The sequence below is a fragment of the Olleya namhaensis genome (genome assembly GCF_900114005.1).
GTDB classification, from domain to species: domain Bacteria; phylum Bacteroidota; class Bacteroidia; order Flavobacteriales; family Flavobacteriaceae; genus Olleya; species Olleya namhaensis.
In genome coordinates this window covers 22103-45700 of sequence record NZ_FORM01000014.1, presented here as the reverse complement: position 1 = coordinate 45700, position 23598 = coordinate 22103, and the positions used below count along the sequence as shown (strand labels likewise).

19 protein-coding genes are annotated in these 23598 nt (G+C 32.4%); 5 read left to right on the top strand and 14 right to left on the bottom strand.

Going from position 1 to position 23598, the window contains the following annotated elements; translation table 11 throughout:
• Positions 1-220: 220 nt before the first annotated feature.
• The 4 genes from BMZ09_RS15640 to BMZ09_RS15625 form a co-directional block, all read right to left on the bottom strand.
• Positions 221-913, bottom strand: coding sequence for a hypothetical protein (locus BMZ09_RS15640; RefSeq protein WP_090842379.1), 693 nt, complete (start codon positions 911-913; stop codon positions 221-223).
• A gap of 158 nt (positions 914-1071) precedes the next feature.
• On the bottom strand, positions 1072-1749 hold the full coding sequence (locus BMZ09_RS15635; RefSeq protein WP_090842376.1) for a YiiX/YebB-like N1pC/P60 family cysteine hydrolase: 678 nt from the start codon (positions 1747-1749) through the stop codon (positions 1072-1074).
• A gap of 55 nt (positions 1750-1804) precedes the next feature.
• Positions 1805-2389, bottom strand: a complete 585-nt coding sequence (locus BMZ09_RS15630) for an RDD family protein (protein WP_090842374.1) — start codon at positions 2387-2389, stop codon at positions 1805-1807.
• Positions 2390-2536: 147 nt separating this feature from the next.
• Complete coding sequence (locus tag BMZ09_RS15625) at positions 2537-3049, bottom strand: VOC family protein (protein WP_090842372.1); 513 nt, start codon at positions 3047-3049, stop codon at positions 2537-2539.
• A 157-nt stretch (positions 3050-3206) separates the two neighbouring features.
• Here BMZ09_RS15625 and BMZ09_RS15620 point away from each other — a divergent pair, with 157 nt between their 5' ends.
• Positions 3207-3482, top strand: a complete 276-nt coding sequence (locus BMZ09_RS15620) for a winged helix-turn-helix transcriptional regulator (RefSeq protein WP_090842370.1) — start codon at positions 3207-3209, stop codon at positions 3480-3482.
• Between the two features lie 371 nt (positions 3483-3853).
• Here the strand turns inward: BMZ09_RS15620 and BMZ09_RS15610 are convergent, their stop codons facing one another.
• The 4 genes from BMZ09_RS15610 to thrA form a co-directional block, all read right to left on the bottom strand.
• Positions 3854-4258: a VOC family protein gene (locus tag BMZ09_RS15610; protein WP_245741159.1), complete on the bottom strand. Its 405-nt coding sequence runs from the start codon at positions 4256-4258 to the stop codon at positions 3854-3856.
• Between the two features lie 25 nt (positions 4259-4283).
• Entirely contained in the window at positions 4284-5576 is a 1293-nt protein-coding gene (gene thrC, locus BMZ09_RS15605; protein ID WP_090842366.1) for a threonine synthase, read from the bottom strand.
• Positions 5577-5655: 79 nt separating this feature from the next.
• A complete protein-coding gene (locus tag BMZ09_RS15600; RefSeq protein ID WP_090842363.1) occupies positions 5656-6579 on the bottom strand; it encodes a homoserine kinase in 924 nt (307 codons plus the stop codon).
• 68 nt (positions 6580-6647) lie between these two features.
• Positions 6648-9089: a bifunctional aspartate kinase/homoserine dehydrogenase I gene (gene thrA, locus BMZ09_RS15595; RefSeq protein WP_090842361.1), complete on the bottom strand. Its 2442-nt coding sequence runs from the start codon at positions 9087-9089 to the stop codon at positions 6648-6650.
• Positions 9090-9315: 226 nt separating this feature from the next.
• Between thrA and BMZ09_RS15590 the strand changes: the two genes are divergently transcribed.
• Positions 9316-10878 carry an NAD(P)H-hydrate dehydratase gene (locus BMZ09_RS15590; RefSeq protein WP_090842358.1) on the top strand — a complete coding sequence of 521 codons (1563 nt, stop codon included), beginning with the start codon at positions 9316-9318 and terminating at the stop codon, positions 10876-10878.
• 69 nt (positions 10879-10947) lie between these two features.
• Here BMZ09_RS15590 and BMZ09_RS15585 read toward each other — a convergent pair whose 3' ends face one another.
• The gene (locus BMZ09_RS15585) at positions 10948-12000 is read right to left on the bottom strand and encodes a TlpA family protein disulfide reductase (protein ID WP_090842356.1); all 1053 of its coding nucleotides are present in this window, start codon (positions 11998-12000) and stop codon (positions 10948-10950) included.
• 126 nt (positions 12001-12126) lie between these two features.
• Here BMZ09_RS15585 and hutH point away from each other — a divergent pair, with 126 nt between their 5' ends.
• Complete coding sequence (hutH, locus tag BMZ09_RS15580; protein WP_090842353.1) at positions 12127-13635, top strand: histidine ammonia-lyase; 1509 nt, start codon at positions 12127-12129, stop codon at positions 13633-13635.
• On the opposite strand, the gene BMZ09_RS15575 is transcribed toward hutH, so the two are convergent.
• The 3 genes from BMZ09_RS15575 to BMZ09_RS15565 all read right to left on the bottom strand — a co-directional run bounded on the left by BMZ09_RS15575 (position 13632) and on the right by BMZ09_RS15565 (position 17230).
• Entirely contained in the window at positions 13632-14030 is a 399-nt protein-coding gene (locus BMZ09_RS15575; RefSeq protein WP_090842351.1) for a hypothetical protein, read from the bottom strand. The two genes, hutH and BMZ09_RS15575, sit on opposite strands and share 4 nt — an antisense overlap.
• A 181-nt stretch (positions 14031-14211) precedes the next feature.
• Positions 14212-14601 (bottom strand): hypothetical protein, encoded by a 390-nt coding sequence (locus BMZ09_RS15570; RefSeq protein WP_090842348.1) that lies wholly within the window; start codon positions 14599-14601, stop codon positions 14212-14214.
• Positions 14602-14671: 70 nt separating this feature from the next.
• Positions 14672-17230 carry an ATP-dependent Clp protease ATP-binding subunit gene (locus BMZ09_RS15565; RefSeq protein WP_090842383.1) on the bottom strand — a complete coding sequence of 853 codons (2559 nt, stop codon included), beginning with the start codon at positions 17228-17230 and terminating at the stop codon, positions 14672-14674.
• 260 nt (positions 17231-17490) lie between these two features.
• Here BMZ09_RS15565 and gyrA point away from each other — a divergent pair, with 260 nt between their 5' ends.
• Together gyrA and BMZ09_RS15555 are read left to right on the top strand one after the other, a co-directional pair.
• Positions 17491-20043, top strand: coding sequence for a DNA gyrase subunit A (gene gyrA, locus BMZ09_RS15560; RefSeq protein ID WP_090842346.1), 2553 nt, complete (start codon positions 17491-17493; stop codon positions 20041-20043).
• A 28-nt stretch (positions 20044-20071) separates the two neighbouring features.
• A complete protein-coding gene (locus BMZ09_RS15555) occupies positions 20072-21304 on the top strand; it encodes a tetratricopeptide repeat protein (protein WP_090842345.1) in 1233 nt (410 codons plus the stop codon).
• A 284-nt stretch (positions 21305-21588) separates the two neighbouring features.
• Here BMZ09_RS15555 and BMZ09_RS15550 read toward each other — a convergent pair whose 3' ends face one another.
• Positions 21589-22338 carry a C40 family peptidase gene (locus BMZ09_RS15550; protein WP_090842343.1) on the bottom strand — a complete coding sequence of 250 codons (750 nt, stop codon included), beginning with the start codon at positions 22336-22338 and terminating at the stop codon, positions 21589-21591.
• 9 nt (positions 22339-22347) lie between these two features.
• Positions 22348-23526, bottom strand: a complete 1179-nt coding sequence (locus BMZ09_RS15545; protein ID WP_090842341.1) for an acetyl-CoA C-acyltransferase — start codon at positions 23524-23526, stop codon at positions 22348-22350.
• Between the last annotated feature and the right edge of the window lie 72 nt (positions 23527-23598).

Below are 23598 nucleotides of genomic sequence, written 5' to 3'. Positions count from 1 at the left end.
ATTTTTAATTTAAAAGGTTCACTGTAACGTCTAATTACTTTGTCATTTCTGTACATAATGTTTAAAATTATGTAGCCTTATTTCAGGACGGGTGTGGGTTTAAAATAACGTGATTGTATATGGTTTGTTGCGTGTTTCAAGCAACTAATTTAGTAAATAATTAACGACCAAGAAAGTCCGCGAGGACTTTCGTAAGTAGGCAGGAAACAAGCAATTAATTTTATACGGTGTTACCTGTAGTTTTTTTATATTTTCTAATCAAGTAAAATATTCCAATAACGAATATTCCTTTAAAAAACAATTCCAATAAATTCTCTTTCAAATCATAAGGTTTAGTAATTTGTTTAACTTCTTTTGATGAATCTATTTTTATTGAATTCAGAAATTTGTTTTTACGATTTTCATTAAATTCGGCAATTTTAGAGTAAATGGCGAAATATTGTTTTCCATTTATTTCAATTAGATTTCCTTCAGCATTTGTATTTCCACTAATACTATCTTTAAAAGTAAGTTTTTGTCCAAAAAAGTTATTAATTCTTATACTCGTTGAGTCTTTAAATTTAAAGCCTTTTCGACTAAATGACTCAATTATTTTTTTTGAATATTTCCCATATTTATTATACCGTTCAGAAATACTTTCAGGGTTATATTCGATAGGCTCATTATTCTCATTTATATATTTTGTGGTTATTAGAATGTAAAAATCTTTATCAGAATTATTGAATGTATAGGTCTCAACTTTTACTCGATTACTTACTTTTCCTTTAAATCTTCCAGGTAGTTCCGCTTTTTCAATACTTTCAGATTTCTCATAGTTATTAGGGAAGTCAATCGAATAAATATTGTCAATTTTTACTTGAGCATTAATACTTAATGAAAGTAAGAAGATTATTCGAATAATGCTTTTTTTCATAATTACAGGTAACTTAAAACTGATATGACATCGTTTTTAATGATTTATATCAGTAGTTATTTTAAATCCGAAGGTAATGGTTTTATTTTTTAAAATCAAGTTTAGATTACATCTAGATTTACAGAAACTTAAGCTTCTTTGTGTGGTGAATTAAGTGTTTATTCCTGCTCATAATCATGCACAAAAGTAATATGCGGGCTGCTAGCCATTAAGTTAGGATTTGTGCCTTCAATCCCTTCAGGAATGGGTTGATTACGTGTTTTGTAATAGGTTGTCCAACTTGGCATTGGGTGTCCTGTACTATCGTTAAAGGTCATTGGGTGTGTCAAAAAAGGAATAGCTGCTTTTGCTAAATTTTGAGTAGAGAACATTTTATAGACTAATTCTGAGCAATAATATGATGTATCGTCCCATAAAAAGACATCGTCATAAGGTGTGTTTAGTCTTTCGATTCCGTAGTTCAAAGCTTTTGCAATATAGGGTTGGTAGATGCTATCTAATCTGGCGACTGTAGTTTGCGATTTGTTTAATTTGTTTTTATTTCGGTCTAGAAACGTTTTTAAAGAGGTTTGAGAAACCCCGATTTTTGGATAGGCTTCCACAACAAACCATTGGTCGTCTTTTTGCATGGCGATGGCAACATGAGAGTAGTTTTTAGATAGTGATGTTGCTGTTACATCTTTGATTGCATTAGCAACATCACTTGTGCCCGTATTTTGAAACAGTAAATCACCTTGTTTTAATTTAAACGTAGTAGTGTTTTTATTACTATTACAGCTTATTACAACAAGAGATGCTATAAAAAGGAGACATGTTTGTTTTAGCGTTAGAGTCATGTTTTTTGTGGTTAGTTTTAGGTTGAATAGAATAGGTCTGAAAATAGTAATTAGTTTACCTGTTATTAGTGGATTTTCTCATCATTTTTAATCCTATTATCAAACTATAGATAAAACCGAAGCTATAAATAATTAGTAAAAGTTTATCTAAGGTTTCTAATTTAGTTTTAGTCCAAAAATAATAGCTCCAAAACCCAAAAAATATCAGATTAAAGAGTAAAATCAAAGGGAGTTTGAATTCTATTTTTTTTAAAGCTTCGTTTTTAATTACAAAAGTATTAGATACATTATCGTGTAAAGCTTTTTCGTCATCACTTAATCCAGAAAGTATACTAATAAATCGGCTTATATTTCTTTTAATTAACTGTATCACTGTTGGTTTTTCTCCAACATGGTTTACAACTTGAGTTTGTGTTTGGTACTTACCAAGTGTTCTGCCCGAAATATATTCAAAAGAAAAATAGTAAATAAATCTGACAAGTATATAAATTAAAAAAGCTAATGGGAGGTTTTTATAAGTGTAAAAAGCTATTAAAACACCCATAATAGAAGATATAATAAAATCCATTATTAGGTTTTCACCACGATCATCCTCATTTGCTAAATTGAGATTTATATATTTTTTGTTCGTGATTTTCATTTATATAAGACAGACAGTTTAGTTTCTTAAGTGGTTAATTTAGTGGTTTTATTTTAACCGTTCAAATTTTAATTTTTCTAACCAAAAAAAGCCACCAAATTGGTGACTTTTTTAGACTTGTAATCAAGTATTATAGTAAATGATTTTTTATTTTGAATAAGCGCCAGACGAGTAGGTAAGCTCATAACTATGCGTGTAAATTTCAAATACAATTCCAAAAGGATCTTCCACGTAGCACATTTTAAAAGGCTTGTCTTTTGGATAGTATTCTCTAATTGGCATTCTTTGTTTTCCGCCGTAAGCCAAAATTTTCTCAATAAGGTCTTCAATATTTGGGTCTTGGATGCAAAAATGAAATAATCCAGTATTAAACGGATTAAATTCGGGTGCTTCTTTTATACCATTTGGAAAAGAAAATAACTCTATTCCAATACCGTCAGACGTTGCTAAATGTGCAATTTCAAACTCGGTCCAATCGTTACCAAAAACATCAATACACATTTGACCAATCGCAGTTTCTGTTTCTTTTTTGACAGTTGATGGTTCCATTATAATGTACCAACCCATAACTTCAGAATAGAATTTTACAGCTTCTTTTATGTCGGGAACCGTAAGTCCTATATGAGAAAATGATTTTGGATAATTTTGATTTGTTGTCATAACATTTATTTTAGATTACAAAATTAATCTATATTTGCTTTATAGGCAATAACTTACCAAAATGTAGTATAGTTACCTAAACGAGTAAAATAATTAAAATCAACACTTTAAATCTATAATATTGAATAAAGAAATTAACTGTCCTCTGAATTATACAATGAATTTGATAGGCACAAAATGGAAACCTTTAATTTTATTTCATTTATTGGAAGGTGGTTTGCGTTCTGGAATCTTGCAAAAGCAAATTCAAGGAATTTCAAATAAAATGTTTACCCAAACGGTTAGAGATTTAGAAAAAGATGGACTTATTTCTAGAAAAGTATATCCTGTTGTTCCTCCAAAAGTGGAATATAAATTAACTACAAGAGGGAAGTCTTTGGAGGCTATTTTAAGAAGTTTAGATCAATGGGGTTTGGATGACAGTCAGAAGTAGTGGAGGTGTTGTAATTTATTTGACCACATCTTAGAATACCAACAGAGTTAAACGCTATTACTTTTGTTAATTTATTATTCCAAAGAAAAAAGTTTTGCTTACCTATTAAATTATTAAATAATGCTTTGTGGTATTTTAAATGGCCTGATTCTGATCTGGAATAAACAATATAAACGTCATCTTTTTTGAATTGTTTGACAATCACGTTTTTAATTTTTTGATAATCAATTTCAATAGCTGTCCCAAAATGGATCCATTCTTCTTGATTGCTTTTAGTCCAATCTATTTTATTAGTTAGAGCATGGGTAATACTGTATAGTAATCTTGAGTCCAAAATATGTTTAAAGGGTTGTTAATAAAATTTTAAATAATCAAACCGCGTTGTTTACTTCAATCCAATAACCATCTGGATCTTGAAAGTAAATTTGTTGGATACCATCATCCCTTACATAATCTTTTTTAGGCGTATCACGCCAATCAGAGTAATATACTTCTAAACTTTTAAGGTGCTTTACAAAAGCGTCAAAATTAGGCGTTGCCAAAGCAAAATGAACGGCTTTATTGGTTTTAACCTCTAATTCTGGTCTAGGTATTAAATGGATTTGTTTATGATCTGTAAGTGCCAACCATCTGGTTTTAGAACTGGACGCAGTGTTTTTAACTTCCTCTATCCTAAAAACGGATTGATAAAAAGCAACCGATAGGTCGACGTCCTTTACAGAAAGTGCAATATGATCCAATACAAATGTCATGTTAGTCTCTTTTATATTTAGCATTTAAAACTAATCAAAAGGCTTTGAATTATTGTAATAAAAAGGCTTTTAAACCATCGTAATCACTAATTTTAGTAGCGACTTTGGTTTTGTCCATAACCGCTTCAATTTGTGGTGGTAAGGCTTGCTTTTCTTTAATTACGTCTTCAACAACATCTAAAAACTTAGTTGGATGCGCAGTTTCTAAAAACACACAATGTGCCTTAGGATGCACTTTTAAGTAAGATTTACATCCTAAATAGCCAACAGCGCCATGTGGATCTGCAACGTAGTTATAGGTGTCGTAAATCTCTTTTAAAGCCACTTTTGTTTCTTCATCAGTAAAGCTAAAAGAAGATAAGTTTTCTTTTAACGCGCTAAAGTTATTTTTGTAAATTTCTTGGATACGTATAAAATTACTTGGATTACCAACATCCATCGCGTTACTAATGGTTTGAACTGATCGTTTTGGAGTGTATAGTTCCGTTTTTAAGTAATTAGTAACCACGTTATTTTGATTATTAGACGCAATAAAATGTTTAATTGGTAAGCCTAACTGCTGTGCCATCATTCCGGCGCATACATTTCCAAAATTTCCGCTAGGTACAGAAAATACAATCTCTTTTTGTGTTTTGTGTAGTTGTTTATAAGCAAACATAAAGTAGAGTAGTTGTGGTAACCAACGTGCTACATTAATAGAGTTTGCAGATGTTAATTGCATTTTACTGGTTAACGTATCATCCAAAAAGGCACGCTTAACCATATCTTGACAATCGTCAAAGACACCGTCCACCTCTAAAGCTTTAATGTTTTGTCCTAACGTTGTTAGTTGTTTTTCTTGAATATCGCTTACTTTTCCTGAAGGATATAAAATGACAACATTTACACCTTTTACACCCAAAAACCCATTGGCAACAGCACCTCCTGTGTCTCCAGAAGTGGCTACTAACACCGTTACTTGATTAGTGTTATCTTTATTAAAATAGCCTAAACAACGCGCCATAAAACGGGCGCCAACATCTTTAAAAGCCATAGTCGGACCGTGAAAGAGCTCTAATGTTGAGATGTTATCATTAAGCTTGACTACAGGAAACTCAAACGATAGTGTTTCGGCAATAATTGTTTTTAAAACGTCCTTTGGAATATCAGGACTCACAAATTGTTGTAAGGCTTCAAACGCAATATCTGTATAGCTTAAAGTATCAATATTTTCAAAAAATGAAGCCGGTAAAGGCGTTATGCTTTCTGGGAAATACAATCCTTTGTCTGGCGCTAACCCTTTTACAACAGCATCTTTAAATGTTGTATTTGGTGCTTTATGGTTTAATGAGTAGTAGTTCATTTTTTTGTTTTTGTTTGTCTATACGCGGACGCAGGACGTGGCACTCTATTTTAATTTTTTTGTTTACTGTTAATGCCGATTAACTTAATATTTTCATCCCTTGAGTGTTAATTTTAGAGACATAAGTATTAAAATTAATAGCTGTTTTAGCATAAATAGTAGTCATCGCTTTAGCTACATCTTCCGCAGTTTTTTTGCTTTTTGATAAAGCGAATATAGACGGTCCAGAACCAGAAATTCCGGCACCTAAAGCGCCTGCTTTTATAACTTCGGTTTTAACCGAATCAAAATGTGGTATTAATTGACTTCTATAAGGCTCTACAACTACATCAACTAAGGCTTGGCTTAGCAATTGATAATCGTTAGTATGTAACGCATGTACCAAACTACCAACGTTTGACCATTGTGTTATGGCGTTTTGCAACGGAATCTGTTTTGGTAAAATAGCACGCGCTTCAGAGGTTTTAACTTCAATTTGTGGATGTATAATAGTCACAAATAAATCTTCTGGAGTTGGTAATTGTAATACTTGTAAAGGTGTTGTGCTTTTTACTAATGTAAAACCGCCAAATAGGGCAGGAGCAATATTATCTGCATGCTCGCAACCACTTGCAACCGCTTCGCCTTTCATAGCAAAATTGGTTAATTGTGTTTGATTATAAGGTCTGCCTAATAGCTCGTTTATAGCAAACACACTTCCGGCAGCACTTGCAGAGCTGCTTCCAATACCGCTTCCTGGCTTAATGTTCTTATAGATTTCTATTTCGAAACCGCAATCAGGATTAGCGTGATTATATAAGGCTAAAGCCGAAACACTAGCTACATTTTTATGCGCTTCAAAAGGAAGATCAGCACCAACTATTTTAGTGATTTTGATTCCTTTTTCAGTGGTTTTTCTAATCACCATTTCGTCACCAATAGTATCTAAGCAAAAACCTAAGACGTCAAAACCGCAAGAAACGTTAGCGACTGTGGCTGGTGAGAATATTTTGATTTCGTTCATTTAAAACTCCTTTTTATAATTTCCGCGGAAGCGGTACTCTTTTAAGTAATTACTGCCTTTACTATGGCTTATTTATTACCTATTCTGATAATATCTGCAAATAATCCGGATGCTGTAACATCTGCTCCAGCACCAGCACCTTTGACTATTAAAGGCTGTTCTGGATAGCGTTGTGTGTAAAACATAACAATGTTATCTTTTCCTTCAAGATTATAAAAAGGATGTCCTTCTGGCACTTCTTGTAATCCTACTTTAGCTTTTCCATTTTTATATTCGGCAACATATTTTAGTTGACAATTATTTGCTTGTGCAGAAGCGTATAGTTTTTGAAAATGTGCTTCGTCATTAATTAAAGTATCATAAAAATCGTCAACAGAAGTGCTATTTAAATTAGCTTCGGTTAAAAATGAATCGTTTACAATGTCTTCGATTTCCATCGGAATTCCGTTTTCACGGGCTAAAATTAATATCTTTCTAGCGACATCAATTCCGCTTAAATCAATACGCGGATCAGGCTCAGTATACCCTTCAAATTGGGCTTGTTTTACTGTGTCATGAAAATTCTTTTTATCACTAAAATTGTTAAACACAAAGTTTAAGCTACCAGATAGAACTGCCTGTATACTAATTACTTTGTCTCCTGATGCAACTAAATTATTAAGTGTATTAATTATTGGTAATCCGGCACCAACATTTGTTTCGTATAAAAATGGTGCGTTGTATTTTAATGATAAATCTTGTAAGTTTTTATAGTTAACATACTTATCAGAACAGGCTATTTTATTACAAGCAACTACTGCGACACTTTGTTTAAGATAACTGTCATATATTGCTGCGACATCCTTATTAGCGGTTACATCTACAAATATGCTATTTCTAAGATTTAGGCTATTTACTTTGTCTAAAAAGGCAGTAATACTTGATGGTTCTGCATGATGGAATTGTGCTGTCCAATTGTTTAAATCAATACCTTTTGGGTCAAAAATCATTTTTTTAGAATTTGACATTCCAACAATTCTGACATCTAATTTTAAGTTTTTCTTTAAAAAACTATGTTGTTGCTGTATTTGGTCTATTAGCTTTTCTCCAACGTTTCCAATTCCGGTAATAAATACGTTTAATTGTTTAGTGTTAATCTCAAAGAAACGCTCGTGTAAACTGTTTAATGCCTTGCTAACATCATGCTCATTAATTACAGCTGAGATGTTTTTTTCTGACGCACCTTGCGCAATAGCTCTGACATTAATATTGTTTTTTCCTAAGGTACTAAAAAGCTTTCCGCTAATACCTTGGTGGCTTTTCATGTTATCACCAATTAATGCAATAATAGAAAGTCCTTTTTCAACGATAATAGGATTTATTTTATGTAACGATATTTCGTATTCAAATGCTGTGTTTATGGCTTGTTCTGCCTGTTGGGCATTACTAACATCTATTCCAAAACAAATAGAATGCTCTGAAGACGCTTGTGTTATAAAAATGATGTTTATTTTTTCGTTGGCTAAGGTTTCAAACAGACGTTTAGAAAACCCTGGGATACCAACCATACCACTACCTTCTAATGTTAAAAGCGCGACATTATCTATATGACTAATCCCTTTAACGGTCAGGTTACTTTTATTGTCTTGATTAGAGATCACCGTTCCATTAGCTTCCGGATGTAATGTGTTTTTAATGTGTATTGGGATAGCTAAATTTAAAACTGGTTGTACTGTTGGAGGATATAAAACCTTCGCACCAAAATGCGACAGTTCCATAGCTTCTTGATACGACAAATTAGTAATCGGGTAGGCCTGTTTTACTAATTTTGGATTAGTAGTATACATCCCGCTAACGTCTGTCCAAATTTCTAATTGGTCTACTTTTAAAGCAGCTGCTATAATAGCTGCTGTAAAATCTGATCCACCACGACCTAGAGTTGTTACTTCTCCAGCTTGCGATTTTGATACAAACCCAGGAAGTATTGTAATTTGCTGATTGGCGTTATTAAAGTAGTCTGTAATATTCTTGTTAGTTATGTCGTAATTAACTTCTGCTTTTGTAAAATTAGAGTTAGTAACAATAAGCTCTTGACTGTTTTTTAAGACAGCATTTAAGCCCATTTCTTCCATTGTTTTTGCAATTATAAAAGACGAAAGTAGCTCTCCAAAACTAACTAGCTTATCAGATGTTTTTGGAGACAACTCGTTAATCAAATAGATACCATTTAGTAGTTGTTTTAAGTCTTCAAACTTTACATCTACTTCAGACGTGATTGCTTTAGGTTTTGTACTTAAGCCTTCAATAACTTTATAGTGCGTGGTTTTTATTTTTTCAAAAATAGTAAGGTAGCTTTTGTCTTTTTGCTTAGCTAATGTTCCAGCTTGTAGCAATTTATCAGTAATACCACCAACAGCGGATACTACACAAACGACAGTACTAGATTGCGATTCTTTTTGAAGAATGGCGATAACTTTTTTTATGTTTTGTGCTGAACCAACAGAGGTTCCACCAAATTTTAATACTTTCATTTTTAAATTATTTTGTGATAAAAATTGTAGTTGAAAAACTACCCAAACGGAAGGAATATATAGTCATTAACCCAAAAGGGTAATGGTCATAATTAACGTAAAAATAGTATGTCTTTTTTTCATTTTATGCATCTATACCTATCAAATGTATTACTTTTACTTTTATCAAAAAAACTAAACATCAATTTTTGCGAGATTGATAATTAATAGCCAATATATTATTAAAATGAAAATATTTTCGAAAGAACAAATTTATGAAGGCGATGCTTTAACAGCTAAAAAACAAGGTATTACATCTACCGATTTGATGGAGCGTGCAGGTATACAAATTTTTAATTGGTTGCATATGCGTATGCAAGGCGCACAAGTCCCAATACACGTGTTTTGTGGGATTGGAAACAATGGAGGAGATGGTTTAGTAGTTGCTAGACATTTAATAACACACGGATATAATGTAAAGACTTACATTGTTAATTATAGTACAACACGATCTAAAGATTTTTTACTTAATTATGATCGTATTAAAAGCACAACTAAAGATTGGCCTGTAGTATTAGCTGATGATTGTGAGATGCCTGTAATAGAAGAGAAAGATATTATTGTAGATGCTATTTTGGGTATAGGTATTAATCGTCCTGTGGATCCTTGGGTAAAGTCATTATTTAATCACTTTAGAGCTACTAAAGCTTTTGTTTTAGCCATAGATGTGCCTTCAGGTTTGTCTACAGATGCAGCACCAACTGATGAAGAAAGTGTTGTAAACGCAGGATACACCTTAAGTTTTCAAACACCAAAATTGGTTTTCTTTTTGCCAGAATTGGCTAAATATACGGTACAATGGGAAGTTTTAGATATTGGTATTGATCCAGAATATTTATTTACAACACCAACTGTAGCTGAGTTAATTGGAAAAAATGAAGTCTTACCAATTTATAAGCCTAGAACTAAGTTTAGCCATAAAGGAGATTTTGGACATGCTTTAATTATAGGTGGGAGTTACGGTAAAATAGGATCTGTTACATTAGCTAGTCAAGGCGTATTAGCTATTGGAGCTGGTAAGGTTACAGCGTACACACCAAAATGTGGTTATATTCCATTACAAGTTGGTTTTCCTGAAGCAATGGTTATTACAGATAGCGATGAGGAAAAAATTACGGCTATAAATTATGATATAACACCAAACGTTATTGCGTTTGGAGTTGGTGTTGGTACAGATGCTAAAACAGTTACTGCTTTTGAAACGTTTTTAAAAACAAACAAAACAGCTTTAGTTGTTGACGCGGACGGTTTAAATATACTATCTAAAAAGAAAGCATTATTAAAATTATTGCCAGAAAACACAATATTAACGCCACATCCAAAAGAGCTTGAAAGACTTGTTGGATCATGGAAAGATGATTTTGATAAGCTTAAAAAAACGAAAGCATTTGCTAAAAAATACAAGTGTATTGTTGTTATTAAAGGTGCCAATACAATTACTGTTTTTGATGATAAGTTGTATGTAAACGCAACAGGAAACCCTGGGTTAGCAACAGCTGGTACTGGGGATGTTTTAACAGGTATGATTGCTGGTTTAGTAGCACAAGGTTATGATGCTTTGTCTGCTGCAATTTTTGGTGTGTATTTACATGGAAAATCTGCCGATTTATTAATCGAGGATTTGGGTTACCAAAGCTTTATAGCTAGTCATGTTATTGAAGGTATATCGTTGGCATATTTAGATATGTTTAAGCAACCAGAGCCACCACAAGTTGAAACTGAAGAAGAAGGTGAAGAACCACAAGGATAAATTAAATATAAGTACAAAAAAAAAGCGAACTGAAAAGTTCGCTTTTTTTTATATCAGTTTTAAACTAGCTTAGATTCCGAAAGAACTTAAGTACTCGTTTATTTTTGGATATGATGGTCTTGGAGCATCAGCATTAACAATATTACCATTTGGATCTATTAAGATAAATCTAGGTATAGAGTTAATTTTATAACCTGTAACAAAATCAGAGCTGAAAGATTTATCAGCAAATAATTGAATACCACTCATTTCTTTTTCAGCAATCATTTTTCTCCAAGCTTCTTTAGATAATTTAAAAGATTCTTCTTTGCTTGCAGCTCTATAACCTCTTCCATCATCTGTAGAGATACTTACAAAAGCAATATTTTTACCTTCGTAATCTTTTTCTAAAGTTTGTAATGCAGGAATTTCGCCAATACAAGGTCCACACCAAGTTGCCCAAACATCTACATAAACATATTTACCTTTTAAGTCAGATAAAGACACTGTTCCACCTTTATAGTTTTCGTAATTTTCAAAAGTAGGAGACACTGTTCCTGCAGGTAATTCTTGTTTTAATTTAATACCACCTAACACATATCCTTTTAAACCATCTAGCATTGGGCTAACTTGTTCTTTAGATTGTGCAATAAGTGTAGAGTCAATGCTTACGTTTTTATCATAAAAAGCAATCATTTCATTTTTTAAACTCTCCATTTTAGAATTTAATCCAGTTTCATCTAAACTTTTTAAAGCTTCGATATCAATTAAACCTTCTTCAAATTTTAGTTTTTCACCTAAAAAATTAGTTTTTTCAGCACCTTTTCCAGAAAAAGCAATCGTTTCATCAAACGCTTTAGTGTCTAAAGTCATTTTGATATCCATATCATTAGCTAAAAAGATATTAGTTTGCTCTTTACCATCATATAATCCGTAAACTCCAGATTTAACTTTTAGTGTATCACTAAACGTTCCGTCTTCATTAACTTTTATCGTTCTTTTAAAGTCTCTACCTTGGTAAACAAATAAAGAGTCACTGTTTTTATTTTCTATTTTACCAGATATTGTAGCATAATCTTTAGGGGCTTCCTTTTTGCAAGCAACAATAGATAATGCTGCTATACAAACTAATAGTTTTTTCATTGTTTTAATTTTATTTAAACCAAAAATATATAGAATTCTTATAGATATAAAGTTTTTTTTTAATTATTAACAATTACTTGCATATTATTATAGTATTGATGACTTTTGACTAGTTAAATTAAGCAAATGAAAACAACGCACATTATATCTTCAACGCCATTAGATTTGGCGACTATACAATCGATAATTTTAGAACAAAAACAATTAGAATTATCAGAGCAATCTATTGTTAAGATTAATGAGTGTAGAGCTTATTTGGACGAAAAACTAAAATCTGAAACTAGACCAATTTATGGAATTAATACAGGATTTGGGTCTTTATATAATGTAAAGATTAGTACCGAAAATTTAACGAAACTACAGGAGAATTTAATGATGTCTCATGCTTGTGGTACCGGAGATTTGGTACCTAATGAGATTGTAAAATTAATGTTGCTATTAAAAATACAATCATTAAGCTACGGACATTCTGGAATACAGTTACAAACTGTACAACGTCTAATAGATTTTTATAATAACGATGTTTTACCATTGGTTTACACACAAGGATCTTTAGGTGCCTCTGGAGATTTGTCACCTTTAGCACATATGTCATTACCATTAATTGGTAAAGGAAAAGTGTTTTATAAAGGCGAAACTTTAGAAGCAAAACAAGTGTTAGAGCAATTTAATTGGGAACCAATAACAATGCAGTCTAAAGAGGGATTAGCATTGCTTAACGGAACACAGTTTATGAGTGCTTATGGTACGTCTTTACTGTTAAAAGCGTATAAATTATCTTATTTAGCAGATTTAATAGGAAGTGTGTCTATTGATGCTTTTGATGGTAGAATAGAGCCTTTTAATGAATTAATACATTTGGTAAGACCACATAATGGTCAATTAAAAACAGCCAAACGTGTGCGTGACTTTTTAGAAGGAAGTGAAATTATTACTCAAGAAAAACAGCACGTGCAAGATCCTTATAGTTTTAGATGTATCCCACAGGTACATGGTGCAACTAAGGATACGCTTGCTTTTGTTGAAAAAACGTTTACTACCGAAATTAATTCTGTAACGGACAATCCTAATATTTTTGCAAAAGATGATGAGATTATCTCTGGAGGTAATTTTCATGGTCAACCATTAGCGTTAGCTTTAGATTATTTAAAAATAGCGATGGCGGAAATTGGAAATATATCGGAAAGACGTGTGTTTCAATTAGTCTCAGGACTAAGAGGTTTACCTGCATTTTTAGTGGATAATCCAGGTTTAAATTCTGGTTTTATGATTCCGCAGTACACTGCAGCAAGTATTGTAAGTGCTAATAAGCAGTTGGCATCTCCTGCCAGTATTGATAGTATTGTATCTAGTAATGGTCAAGAAGATCATGTTAGTATGGGTGCTAATGCAGCAACACAAGCCTATACTTTAATAAATAATGTAGAACGTGTTTTAGCTATCGAGTTGTTTAATGCGTCTCAAGCATTAGCTTTTAGAGCGCCATTAAAGTCAAGTGATTTTATAGAGGCCTTTTTATCTAGCTATCGTGATGTTGTTCCTTTTATAAAAGAAGACGAAATTTTGCATGATGATATTCAGGCATCTATTGCATTTATTCAGACTATTGGTATTGATTCAGATGAATTATTCTAAGAGATTTGCGCGCGTATAGCGTTATGTTCAAGTGTTTTTATAGCCCAAAACATGGCATTGTCCATAGTTTCAAATAGTTTGAATTTGTTTTTATAGAACAGTTTTTCTATTTCAGAAATTTCTGTTTTCCTAGTTTTATTACAAACCACGCCAAATCCTATGATATTTTTGATTTTAGAAATATTGGTATATAATGTAGGATCAATAGAGTAGGAGTTTATGCGATTTGTAATATAAACCATTGGATAATCTCCTAAATGTTTAAAAACGGTTAATACAATGGTCTCACTTAATTCAGGAGTCAGATGTACGCCTTCGTTAACTGTACCAATTACTATTTTGTTTTTTTTGAAAATTTCTAAGGAACAGAAATTTAATTTTATTGTTGTACTCATAATAGCATTTACTTAGGCTACTTAAGGTACTAACTGTAGACTAAAAAAATAAATACAACAGAATGATTTAAGCTATTTATCGCTTAAAAGTCATTTTATTCGTCAAAATACTTATTTTAATCTAGTTTTCATTATTGTTTTAATGTTATTGAATAGATTTGAATAACTTAAACTAATTGGTTTAATCAATAAAAGATTCTGATTGGTTTTCTTTTAATCTTTTTAAGGCCCAAGCTTTGGCTTTATCTAAATCAGAAAATATTTCAAAAGGCTTATTAAGAAATAAGCGCTCTATTTCCGCATTTCTAGCTGATAGCGTTTGAGAGACTACAGCAAAACCACGCAAAGTTTTAATTTGAGAGACGTCTCTATATATAATAGGATCTACAGCATAAGAATTGACTCTATTAGTAAGATAAACAAATGGTCTATTTTGAAAAGTGACTTTTGCAAAATGAATGATGGCATCAGACAGCTCTTTATTTAGAGTAACCCCTTCATTAATCTCCGAAATAAGGATACTATTAGAAACTAATAGTGTTCCGAAGGATAATTTTGTTTTTGCGTACATTTTAAGTCAATTAAAAAAGCTTCACTAAAGTTAGTGAAGCTTTTAATATTTTGCAAATATACTTTTAATCTTAAGATTCTGCAGGCTTTTCTGCTTTTTCTATTGCTATAGTGATTTCGTCAGTTTTTGAATCTAAATCCATCACTATTTTATCGCCTTCTTGCAGTTTAGCGCTAATAATTTCTTCAGCTAAAGCATCTTCAACATACTTTTGAATAGCACGCTTTAAAGGTCGTGCACCGTATTGTTTATCAAATCCTTTATCTGCGATATAATCTTTAGCAGCATCAGTTAAAGTTAATTTATAACCTAAACCGTCAATACGTCTTAGCAGTCTATCTAATTCGATATCAATAATTTTATTAATATCTTCTTTTTCTAAAGCATTAAAGACAACTACATCATCAATTCTGTTTAAAAATTCTGGAGCAAACGATTTTTTAAGTGCATTTTCAATAACACTTTTTGCATTGGCGTCTTCCTGAGATTTTTGAGAAGCTGTTCCAAAACCAATACCTGTTCCAAAATCTTTTAATTTTCTTGCTCCAATATTTGATGTCATTATAATGATAGTATTTCTAAAATCGATTTTACGACCTAAACTATCCGTTAAATAACCATCATCTAATACCTGAAGTAACATATTAAAGACATCTGGATGTGCTTTTTCAATTTCATCTAAAAGAATTACAGCGTAAGGTTTACGACGTACTTTTTCTGTTAATTGACCACCTTCTTCATATCCTACGTATCCTGGAGGTGCACCTACTAGTCTTGAGATAGCAAATTTTTCCATGTACTCACTCATGTCAATTCTTATCATAGCATCTTCGCTATCAAACAATTGATTAGATAAAACCTTGGCTAACTGTGTTTTACCGACTCCTGTTTGACCTAAAAAGATAAACGACCCGATTGGCTTGTTTGGATCTTTAAGTCCAGCACGGTTACGTTGTATTGCTTTTACAACTTTTGCAACTGCTTCATCTTGACCAATTACTTTTCCTTTAATAAGGTCTGGTAATAATGATAGTTTGTTGCTTTCGGTTTGAGCAATACGATTAACAGGTATTCCTGTCATCATGCTTACAACATCTGCAACATTATCTTCGCTAACAATTTCTTTATGTAACTTGGTGTCTTCTTCCCATTTTTCTTGGGCAACAGCTAATTCTTTCTCTAAACGTTTCTCATCATCACGTAAACGTGCTGCTTCTTCGTATTTCTGTTTTTTAACAACAGAATTTTTTGTTTCTCTAACGTCCTCTAATTTTTTCTCTAATTCTATGATCTGTTTTGGTACACTTATGTTGGTAATGTGTACTCTAGAGCCAGCTTCATCTAAAGCATCAATTGCTTTGTCTGGAAGAAAACGTTCCGTCATATAACGGTTGGTTAACTTTACACAAGCCGCAATAGCTTCGTCAGTATAGGATACATTATGGTGTTCTTCATACTTACCTTTAATGTTGTTAAGTATTTCAATAGTTTCGTCAACAGTAGTTGGTTCTACAATTACTTTCTGGAAACGTCTTTCTAAAGCACCATCTTTCTCAATATATTGTCTATACTCATCAAGAGTGGTAGCTCCAATACATTGGATTTCTCCTCTTGCTAATGCAGGTTTAAACATGTTAGAAGCATCTAAACTTCCTGTAGCTCCACCAGCACCAACTATGGTATGAATTTCGTCTATAAATAGAATAACGTCATCATTCTTTTCAAGCTCATTCATTACCGCTTTCATACGCTCTTCAAATTGGCCTCTATATTTAGTACCAGCAACTAAACTAGCTAAATCTAAAGTAACTACGCGCTTATTAAATAATATACGAGATACTTTTTTACTTACAATTCTGTTGGCTAATCCTTCAGCAATTGCTGATTTACCAACACCTGGCTCACCAATTAGTAATGGGTTGTTCTTTTTACGACGAGATAAAATTTGAGATACGCGCTCAATTTCTTTTTCTCGTCCTACCACTGGGTCAAGTTTACCTTCTTCAGCCATAGCTGTCAAATCACGTCCAAAATTATCTAACACAGGTGTCTTAGATTTTTTGTTCCCTTTAGCTCCCCCAGGAGTATTAAATATGTCTTTAGAACTAGAGTCTTCAGAAGATGGGTCATCTTGAAATGACTCAGCTTTTGGTGCTCCAGTTATGTCTTCGAAGTTATCGTCGTTTGTTATCATAGACTTAAATTGTTCTTTAACGTTATCATAATCTACTTTAAGCTTATTTAAAAGCTTAGTTGTAGGGTCGTTTTCGTTTCTAAGTATACACAATAATAAATGTGCTGTGTTTATTGATGTACTTTGAAACAGTTTAGCCTCTAGAAAAGTGGTTTTTAATGCACGTTCTGCTTGACGCGTTAAGTGCAAATTTTTCTTTTCGTTAGAAGTAATAATGGTATTAGGATTAGCAGGACTTAATATTTCGACCTTTCGCCTTAAATGATTTAAATCAATATCTAATGCATTTAAAATATTAATTGCTTTTCCGTTCCCGTCTCTTAATAAACCAAGCATTAAATGTTCAGTACCTATAAAGTCATGTCCTAAGCGTAATGCTTCTTCCTTACTATAGGCAATGACGTCTTTTACTCTTGGTGAAAAATTATCATCCATATATTTGTTCCTTTCAGCTTTAAAAATAGTAAACATATTTACTAATGGCAAAAACTATACCCTAAATAATATGTTAATTGTTTAAAGCTTGAAAGTACAGATAATTTCAAAATAAAGCACAATTGAGTTATTAACTAAAAAAGGGAATCAAATTGTTAATAAAAAACATCAAAAAATAGACTTAAAAGGCGTACGGTTACTAATGAAAGTTTTATATTAGCGTGTTTTGAAATAATGAATAAAACTAATTAAATTTATATATGGCAGAAGGAGAGAAGGTCATTCCAATTAATATTGAAGATGAAATGAAATCGGCTTACATTGATTATTCAATGTCAGTCATTGTGTCACGTGCATTACCAGACGTTAGGGACGGGTTAAAACCTGTACACAGACGTGTATTATATGGTATGCATGAACTTGGTGTTAGAGCAACCGGAGCGCATAAAAAGTCGGCAAGAATAGTTGGGGAAGTTTTAGGAAAGTATCACCCACACGGGGATACATCAGTTTACGATGCAATGGTACGTATGGCTCAAGAGTGGAGTTTACGTTATATGTTAGTAGACGGTCAAGGTAACTTTGGGTCTGTAGATGGAGATAGTCCAGCTGCAATGCGTTATACAGAAGCACGTATGCGTAAAATATCTGAAGACATGTTGGCAGATATTGATAAAGAAACTGTAGACCATAAATTAAACTTTGATGATACTTTAGAAGAACCAACGGTTTTACCAACACGTATACCGGGTCTTTTAGTAAATGGAGCATCTGGTATTGCTGTAGGTATGGCAACAAACATGCCTCCTCACAATTTAACGGAAGTAGTAGATGGTACTATTGCTTACATTGAAAACAATGATATTGAAATAGATGAGTTAATTACACATATTAAAGCTCCAGATTTTCCTACAGGAGGAACAATCTATGGTTATGACGGTGTAAAAGAAGCTTTTCATACAGGTAGAGGGCGTATTGTTATGCGTGCCAAAGCTATTATTGAAGAAGTGCAAGGTCGTGAGTGTGTTATTGTAACGGAGATTCCGTATCAGGTCAATAAGGCAGACATGATTAAAAAGACTGCTGACTTAGTTAATGATAAAAAGCTTGAAGGTATTTCTACTATTAGAGATGAATCTGATAGAAATGGTATGCGTATCGTCTATATCTTAAAGCGTGATGCTATACCTAATATTGTACTTAATAAATTATTTAAGTATACAGCATTACAATCTTCTTTTAGTGTTAATAATATTGCATTAGTTAATGGAAGACCTCAATTATTGAATCTAAAAGAATTGATTCATTATTTTGTTGAGCACAGACATGAAGTTGTAGTAAGACGTACCACTTATGAGTTACGTAAAGCTGAAGAAAGAGCACATATATTAGAAGGACTTATAATTGCATCGGATAATATAGACGAAGTAATTAGTATTATTAGAGCTTCCAATAATGCAGATGAAGCACGTGCTAATTTAATTGAACGTTTTAAACTTTCTGAAATACAAGCAAAAGCTATTGTAGAGATGCGTTTGCGTCAATTAACTGGTCTAGAACAAGACAAGTTACGTAGTGAGTATGATGATATCATGGTAACTATTGATGATTTAAAAGACATTCTTGCTAAGAAGGAAAGAAGAATGGCTATTATTAAGGACGAGTTGCAAGTTGTTAAGGATAAATATGGAGATGAGCGTCGTTCTGTAATAGAATATGCTGGTGGAGATTTAAGTATCGAAGATATGATTCCGGATGCACAAGTAGTTATTACTATTTCTCATGCAGGTTATATTAAACGTACATCTTTAACTGAGTATAAGACACAAAATAGAGGAGGTGTTGGTCAAAAAGCATCAACTACTAGAAATGAAGATTTCTTAGAACACTTATTTGTTGGTACTAACCACCAGTATATGTTATTCTTTACTCAAAAAGGAAAATGTTTCTGGATGCGTGTTTACGAAATCCCAGAAGGAAGTAAAACGTCTAAAGGTAGAGCTATCCAAAACCTTATAAATATTGAGCAAGACGACAAAGTAATGGCGTTTATATGTACTCAAGATTTAAAAGATGAAGATTATATTAATAGTCATTATGTGATTATGGCAACTAAAAAAGGTCAAGTTAAAAAGACTTCTTTAGAGCAATATTCAAGACCAAGAACTAATGGTATTAATGCTATTACTATTAAGGAGGATGACGAATTATTAGAAGCTAAATTAACAACTGGTAATAGTCAAGTTATGATAGCACTTAAATCTGGTAAAGCTATTAGATTTGAAGAAGCTAAAACTAGACCAATGGGAAGAAATGCTTCTGGAGTTAGAGGTATTACTTTAGCACATCCAAAAGATGAAGCTATAGGGATGGTGATCGTAGAAAACCCTCAAGAGGAAACGGTACTTGTGGTTTCTGAAAATGGATATGGTAAGCGTACTTATATTGACGACCCAGAAGATGGAGAAGCAGTGTATAGAATTACAAACAGAGGAGGAAAAGGAGTTAAAACCATTTCAATATCTGAAAAAACAGGTGGTTTAGTATCTATTAAAACAGTAACAGATACTGATGATTTAATGATAATTAACAAATCGGGTATTGCAATTAGAATGGCGGTAGAAAGTCTACGTACTATGGGAAGAGCAACTCAAGGAGTTAAATTGATTAACCTAAAAGGTAAAGACTCAATAGCAGCTGTTGCAAAAGTAATGAAAGACGAAAACGAGGAGCTTGATGAAACTCTAGAAGGCGTTGAAAACAGTACTGAAGCAGAGGATGGCACAACTATTGATATTACAGAAGAAGAATAAATAACAACAAATTTAAAAATAACTAATAATGAAAAAACAATTAATACTTGGGATAGCATTACTTGTATCTGTAAGCTCAATTGCGCAGAAAAAAGAAATCAAAGCTCTAGAAAAAGCAGTAAAAAATAGTAACTATGCTGAAGCAAAAAGTTTAGTAACACAGTTACAATCTATGGAAGGTGCTATGGATAGTAAATTAAAAGATAAGTATTATTTTGCATCTGCTAAAGCCTTTTTTAGTAATGGTTCTGGATCTTCAAAAGATATAACAAGTGCAGTAAGTAGTTTAGAGAAAATATCTAGTACTACAGTTGAAGTTTCTCAATTTAAGCAAGTTATTGAAAATGATTTAATATCTAAAGCTAACGATTTTTATACTGCAAAAGATTTTAGTAAAGCAGCTAGTGTTTTTGAGAGTCTTTATAATGTAAAGAAATCAGATCAAACTTATTTGTATTATGCGGCATCTAGTGCATTACAAGCGCAAGATATGGATACAGCGTTAGGATATTATTTACAACTTAATGAGTTAGGTTATACAGGAGTTTCTACTGAATATTTTGCAATTAACAGTGCTAGTGGACAGGAAGAGGTTTTACCAAAGGAAACTAGAGATAAGTTTGTTAAAATGGGTACTCATACAAACGCAGGAGAAAGAACTACTGAATCTAAGTCTTCAGAAATAATCAAGAATATTGCTTTAATATATGCAGAAAAAGGTGAAAATGATAAAGCTTTAGATGCTATGAAACAAGCTAGAGAAGCAAATCCTGAAGATTCTAGTTTATTGGTAAATGAAGCTAATTTACATTATAAATTAGGTAATAAAGACAAATATCAAGCACTAATAAGTGAAGCTCTTGCTAATGATCCTAATAACCCTGATTTATTATACAATTTAGCAGTATTAGCTAATGACGGTGGTGATAAAGTTAAAGCAAAGGAGTATTATACTAAATCTCTTAGTTTAAAGCCAAACAACACTAACACTTTAACTAATTTGGCTGCTTTAGTTTTAAGTGAAGAGCAAGAAATAGTAAAAGTAATGAACGGTTTAGGGACGTCAGCTGCTGATAACAGAAAGTATGACGAATTAAAGCAAAAACGTACAGATCTATATAAAGAAGCTGCACCTTACTTAGAAAAAGTTTTAGAACTTAAAGAAGACAGTGTTGAAGTAGGTTTGACTTTGGCAAATATCTATAGTGCACTTGGTGAAGATGCTAAAGCTAAAGTATTAAAAGAAAAGTACGATAGATAATAATAGATTCTATTTTACTAAAAAAGCCTTCAATTATGAAGGCTTTTTTTTATGTCCTATTTTAGGTATTGTTGAGTAGATTTATAGTCTATCTTATAATACCGAAAAGTAGTATTTGCTTAGTAAATAATTATAGAAGTCACAGAAGTTAGTTTAAGTGTGCTAAATATTATAATCATACTTTATGAAGATGCAAAACTTAAAGATTTAAAACGAGTAGTACAATCTAAAACACTATGCTGTAGTACTAAAAAAGCCTTCATTTCTGAAGGCTTTATTATCTACTATATAATCTTTTTAATGACTCGCAATTTGTGCGTATGCATACGCCTGTCTGCATTATATATACCTGTATGATCTAATCTGTCAATTCTTACTTGTCCATGAGCATGGATAACATAATTATCTTGCATAATAATTCCAACATGTATAATGCTTCCATCATTATTATCAAAAAATGCTAAATCACCTGGCTCACTTTCCTCTATAAAACTTAAAGCTTCTCCTTGTGTTGCTTGTTGAGAGGCATCACGTAATAATTTATAACCATTAAGTTTATAAACCATTTGGGTAAAACCACTACAATCAATTCCAAACGGTGTTTTACCACCCCATAGATATGGCGTGTTTAGGTACTGAAATGCAGTCGTAATTATTTCTTCTTTTAAATTTTTATTATCACAAAAATCACCTTCAAAAGCATGTTGCATTAAGTCTAAACCATTTAATTGAGAACCTAAAACAATAGTATTTAACTGGTTATTTTTATCCTGAATAAATTCAACTAAATCAGTTGACAATTTAAGAGGTTGACTGTTTATTAGATGGTATTGCTCTTCTGTAATTTCAATATATTGCTTATTATCAATCCAGCCTTCGTATTTATCAAAAGCTAATCTTATTTTACTCCATTGCTTGCGCTGCTCTAAAACTTTAAATGTTTCTCCATAAATAACCTGCGAGACTAACTCGCTTGTATCAGAGGTTTCAAGTCTTAAAGGAACAATACTTAAATTACAGATTCCGAATTGCATTAGGTCTTTTTAGTGACGTTCAATAATTACAGCAGAGGCACCACCACCACCATTACAAATGGCTGCAGCTCCTATTTTAGCATTATTTTGTTCTAACACATTTAATAAGGTAACTAGTATTCTAACACCAGAACATCCTAATGGATGACCTAAAGAAACAGCACCACCATTAACATTTACATTAGAATCGTTTAATCCTAAAATTTTCATGTTAGCTAATCCTACAACAGCAAAAGCTTCGTTAAATTCAAAAAAGTCAATATCGTCAATTGACATGCCTGCTTTTTCTATTGCTTTTGGTAACGCTTTAGAAGGGGCAGTTGTAAACCATTTAGGTTCGTGCGCAGCATCAGCGTAACTTTTTATGGTTGCAAGAGGTTTTAAACCTAATTCTTTAGCTTTATCAGCACTCATTAATACCATTGCGCCTGCACCATCATTAATAGTTGAAGCATTAGCAGCAGTTACTGTACCGTCTTTTGAAAAAGCAGGACGTAAAGCAGGTATTTTTTCCATTTTCACATTAGTAAATTCTTCATCTTTACTAACTATTACAGGTTCTCCTCTTCTTTGTGGTACTTCAACAGGAACAATTTCATTATCAAATTTACCCGCTTGCCACGCAGCTGAAGATCTGTTATAACTTTGGATAGCGTAAGCGTCTTGGTCTTCTCTAGAGAAGTTATACTCAGTAGCACAAGCATCAGCACAAACGCCCATTGCATTTTGGTCGTAAGCATCAACTAATCCATCTTTTTGCATACCATCAATTAGTGTACCTGGACCAAATTTAGTTCCAGTTCTAGCATGAAAGTAATGCGGGATCATACTCATGTTTTCCATTCCACCAGCAACAATTATATCAGCATCACCTAAAGCAATACTTTGTGCAGCTTGCATAACTGTTTTCATACCTGAAGCACATACTTTATTTATAGTTGTACATGGTACAGTATTAGGTATTCCAGCATATATAGCTGCTTGTCTAGCAGGTGCTTGACCATTACCAGCTTGTACAACATTCCCCATTAATACTTCTTGTACTAATTCTGGGTTTAAATTTATTTTATCTAAAGCTCCTTTTATAGCAATAGCTCCTAACTTTGTAGCAGGAACAGTACTTAAAGCACCTAAAAAACTACCAATTGGTGTTCTAGCTGCAGAAACAATAACAACTTCTTTGCTCATAATATCTATTATTTAGTAAAGCACGAAATTACTAATTTTTTTAGAAAATTTTACTGTAATCTTAATATTATA

What these genes read in the sequence shown, in the direction of transcription:
- BMZ09_RS15640 (WP_090842379.1), bottom strand. Translation starts at nt 913, where the DNA reads ATGAAAAAAAGCATTATTCGAATAATCTTCTTACTTTCATTAAGTATT.
- BMZ09_RS15635 (WP_090842376.1), bottom strand. Translation starts at nt 1,749, where the DNA reads ATGACTCTAACGCTAAAACAAACATGTCTCCTTTTTATAGCATCTCTT.
- BMZ09_RS15630 (WP_090842374.1), bottom strand. Translation starts at nt 2,389, where the DNA reads ATGAAAATCACGAACAAAAAATATATAAATCTCAATTTAGCAAATGAG.
- BMZ09_RS15625 (WP_090842372.1), bottom strand. Translation starts at nt 3,049, where the DNA reads ATGACAACAAATCAAAATTATCCAAAATCATTTTCTCATATAGGACTT.
- BMZ09_RS15620 (WP_090842370.1), top strand. Translation starts at nt 3,207, where the DNA reads ATGAATTTGATAGGCACAAAATGGAAACCTTTAATTTTATTTCATTTA.
- BMZ09_RS15610 (WP_245741159.1), bottom strand. Translation starts at nt 4,258, where the DNA reads ATGCTAAATATAAAAGAGACTAACATGACATTTGTATTGGATCATATT.
- thrC (WP_090842366.1), bottom strand. Translation starts at nt 5,576, where the DNA reads ATGAACTACTACTCATTAAACCATAAAGCACCAAATACAACATTTAAA.
- BMZ09_RS15600 (WP_090842363.1), bottom strand. Translation starts at nt 6,579, where the DNA reads ATGAACGAAATCAAAATATTCTCACCAGCCACAGTCGCTAACGTTTCT.
- thrA (WP_090842361.1), bottom strand. Translation starts at nt 9,089, where the DNA reads ATGAAAGTATTAAAATTTGGTGGAACCTCTGTTGGTTCAGCACAAAAC.
- BMZ09_RS15590 (WP_090842358.1), top strand. Translation starts at nt 9,316, where the DNA reads ATGAAAATATTTTCGAAAGAACAAATTTATGAAGGCGATGCTTTAACA.
- BMZ09_RS15585 (WP_090842356.1), bottom strand. Translation starts at nt 12,000, where the DNA reads ATGAAAAAACTATTAGTTTGTATAGCAGCATTATCTATTGTTGCTTGC.
- hutH (WP_090842353.1), top strand. Translation starts at nt 12,127, where the DNA reads ATGAAAACAACGCACATTATATCTTCAACGCCATTAGATTTGGCGACT.
- BMZ09_RS15575 (WP_090842351.1), bottom strand. Translation starts at nt 14,030, where the DNA reads ATGAGTACAACAATAAAATTAAATTTCTGTTCCTTAGAAATTTTCAAA.
- BMZ09_RS15570 (WP_090842348.1), bottom strand. Translation starts at nt 14,601, where the DNA reads ATGTACGCAAAAACAAAATTATCCTTCGGAACACTATTAGTTTCTAAT.
- BMZ09_RS15565 (WP_090842383.1), bottom strand. Translation starts at nt 17,230, where the DNA reads ATGGATGATAATTTTTCACCAAGAGTAAAAGACGTCATTGCCTATAGT.
- gyrA (WP_090842346.1), top strand. Translation starts at nt 17,491, where the DNA reads ATGGCAGAAGGAGAGAAGGTCATTCCAATTAATATTGAAGATGAAATG.
- BMZ09_RS15555 (WP_090842345.1), top strand. Translation starts at nt 20,072, where the DNA reads ATGAAAAAACAATTAATACTTGGGATAGCATTACTTGTATCTGTAAGC.
- BMZ09_RS15550 (WP_090842343.1), bottom strand. Translation starts at nt 22,338, where the DNA reads ATGCAATTCGGAATCTGTAATTTAAGTATTGTTCCTTTAAGACTTGAA.
- BMZ09_RS15545 (WP_090842341.1), bottom strand. Translation starts at nt 23,526, where the DNA reads ATGAGCAAAGAAGTTGTTATTGTTTCTGCAGCTAGAACACCAATTGGT.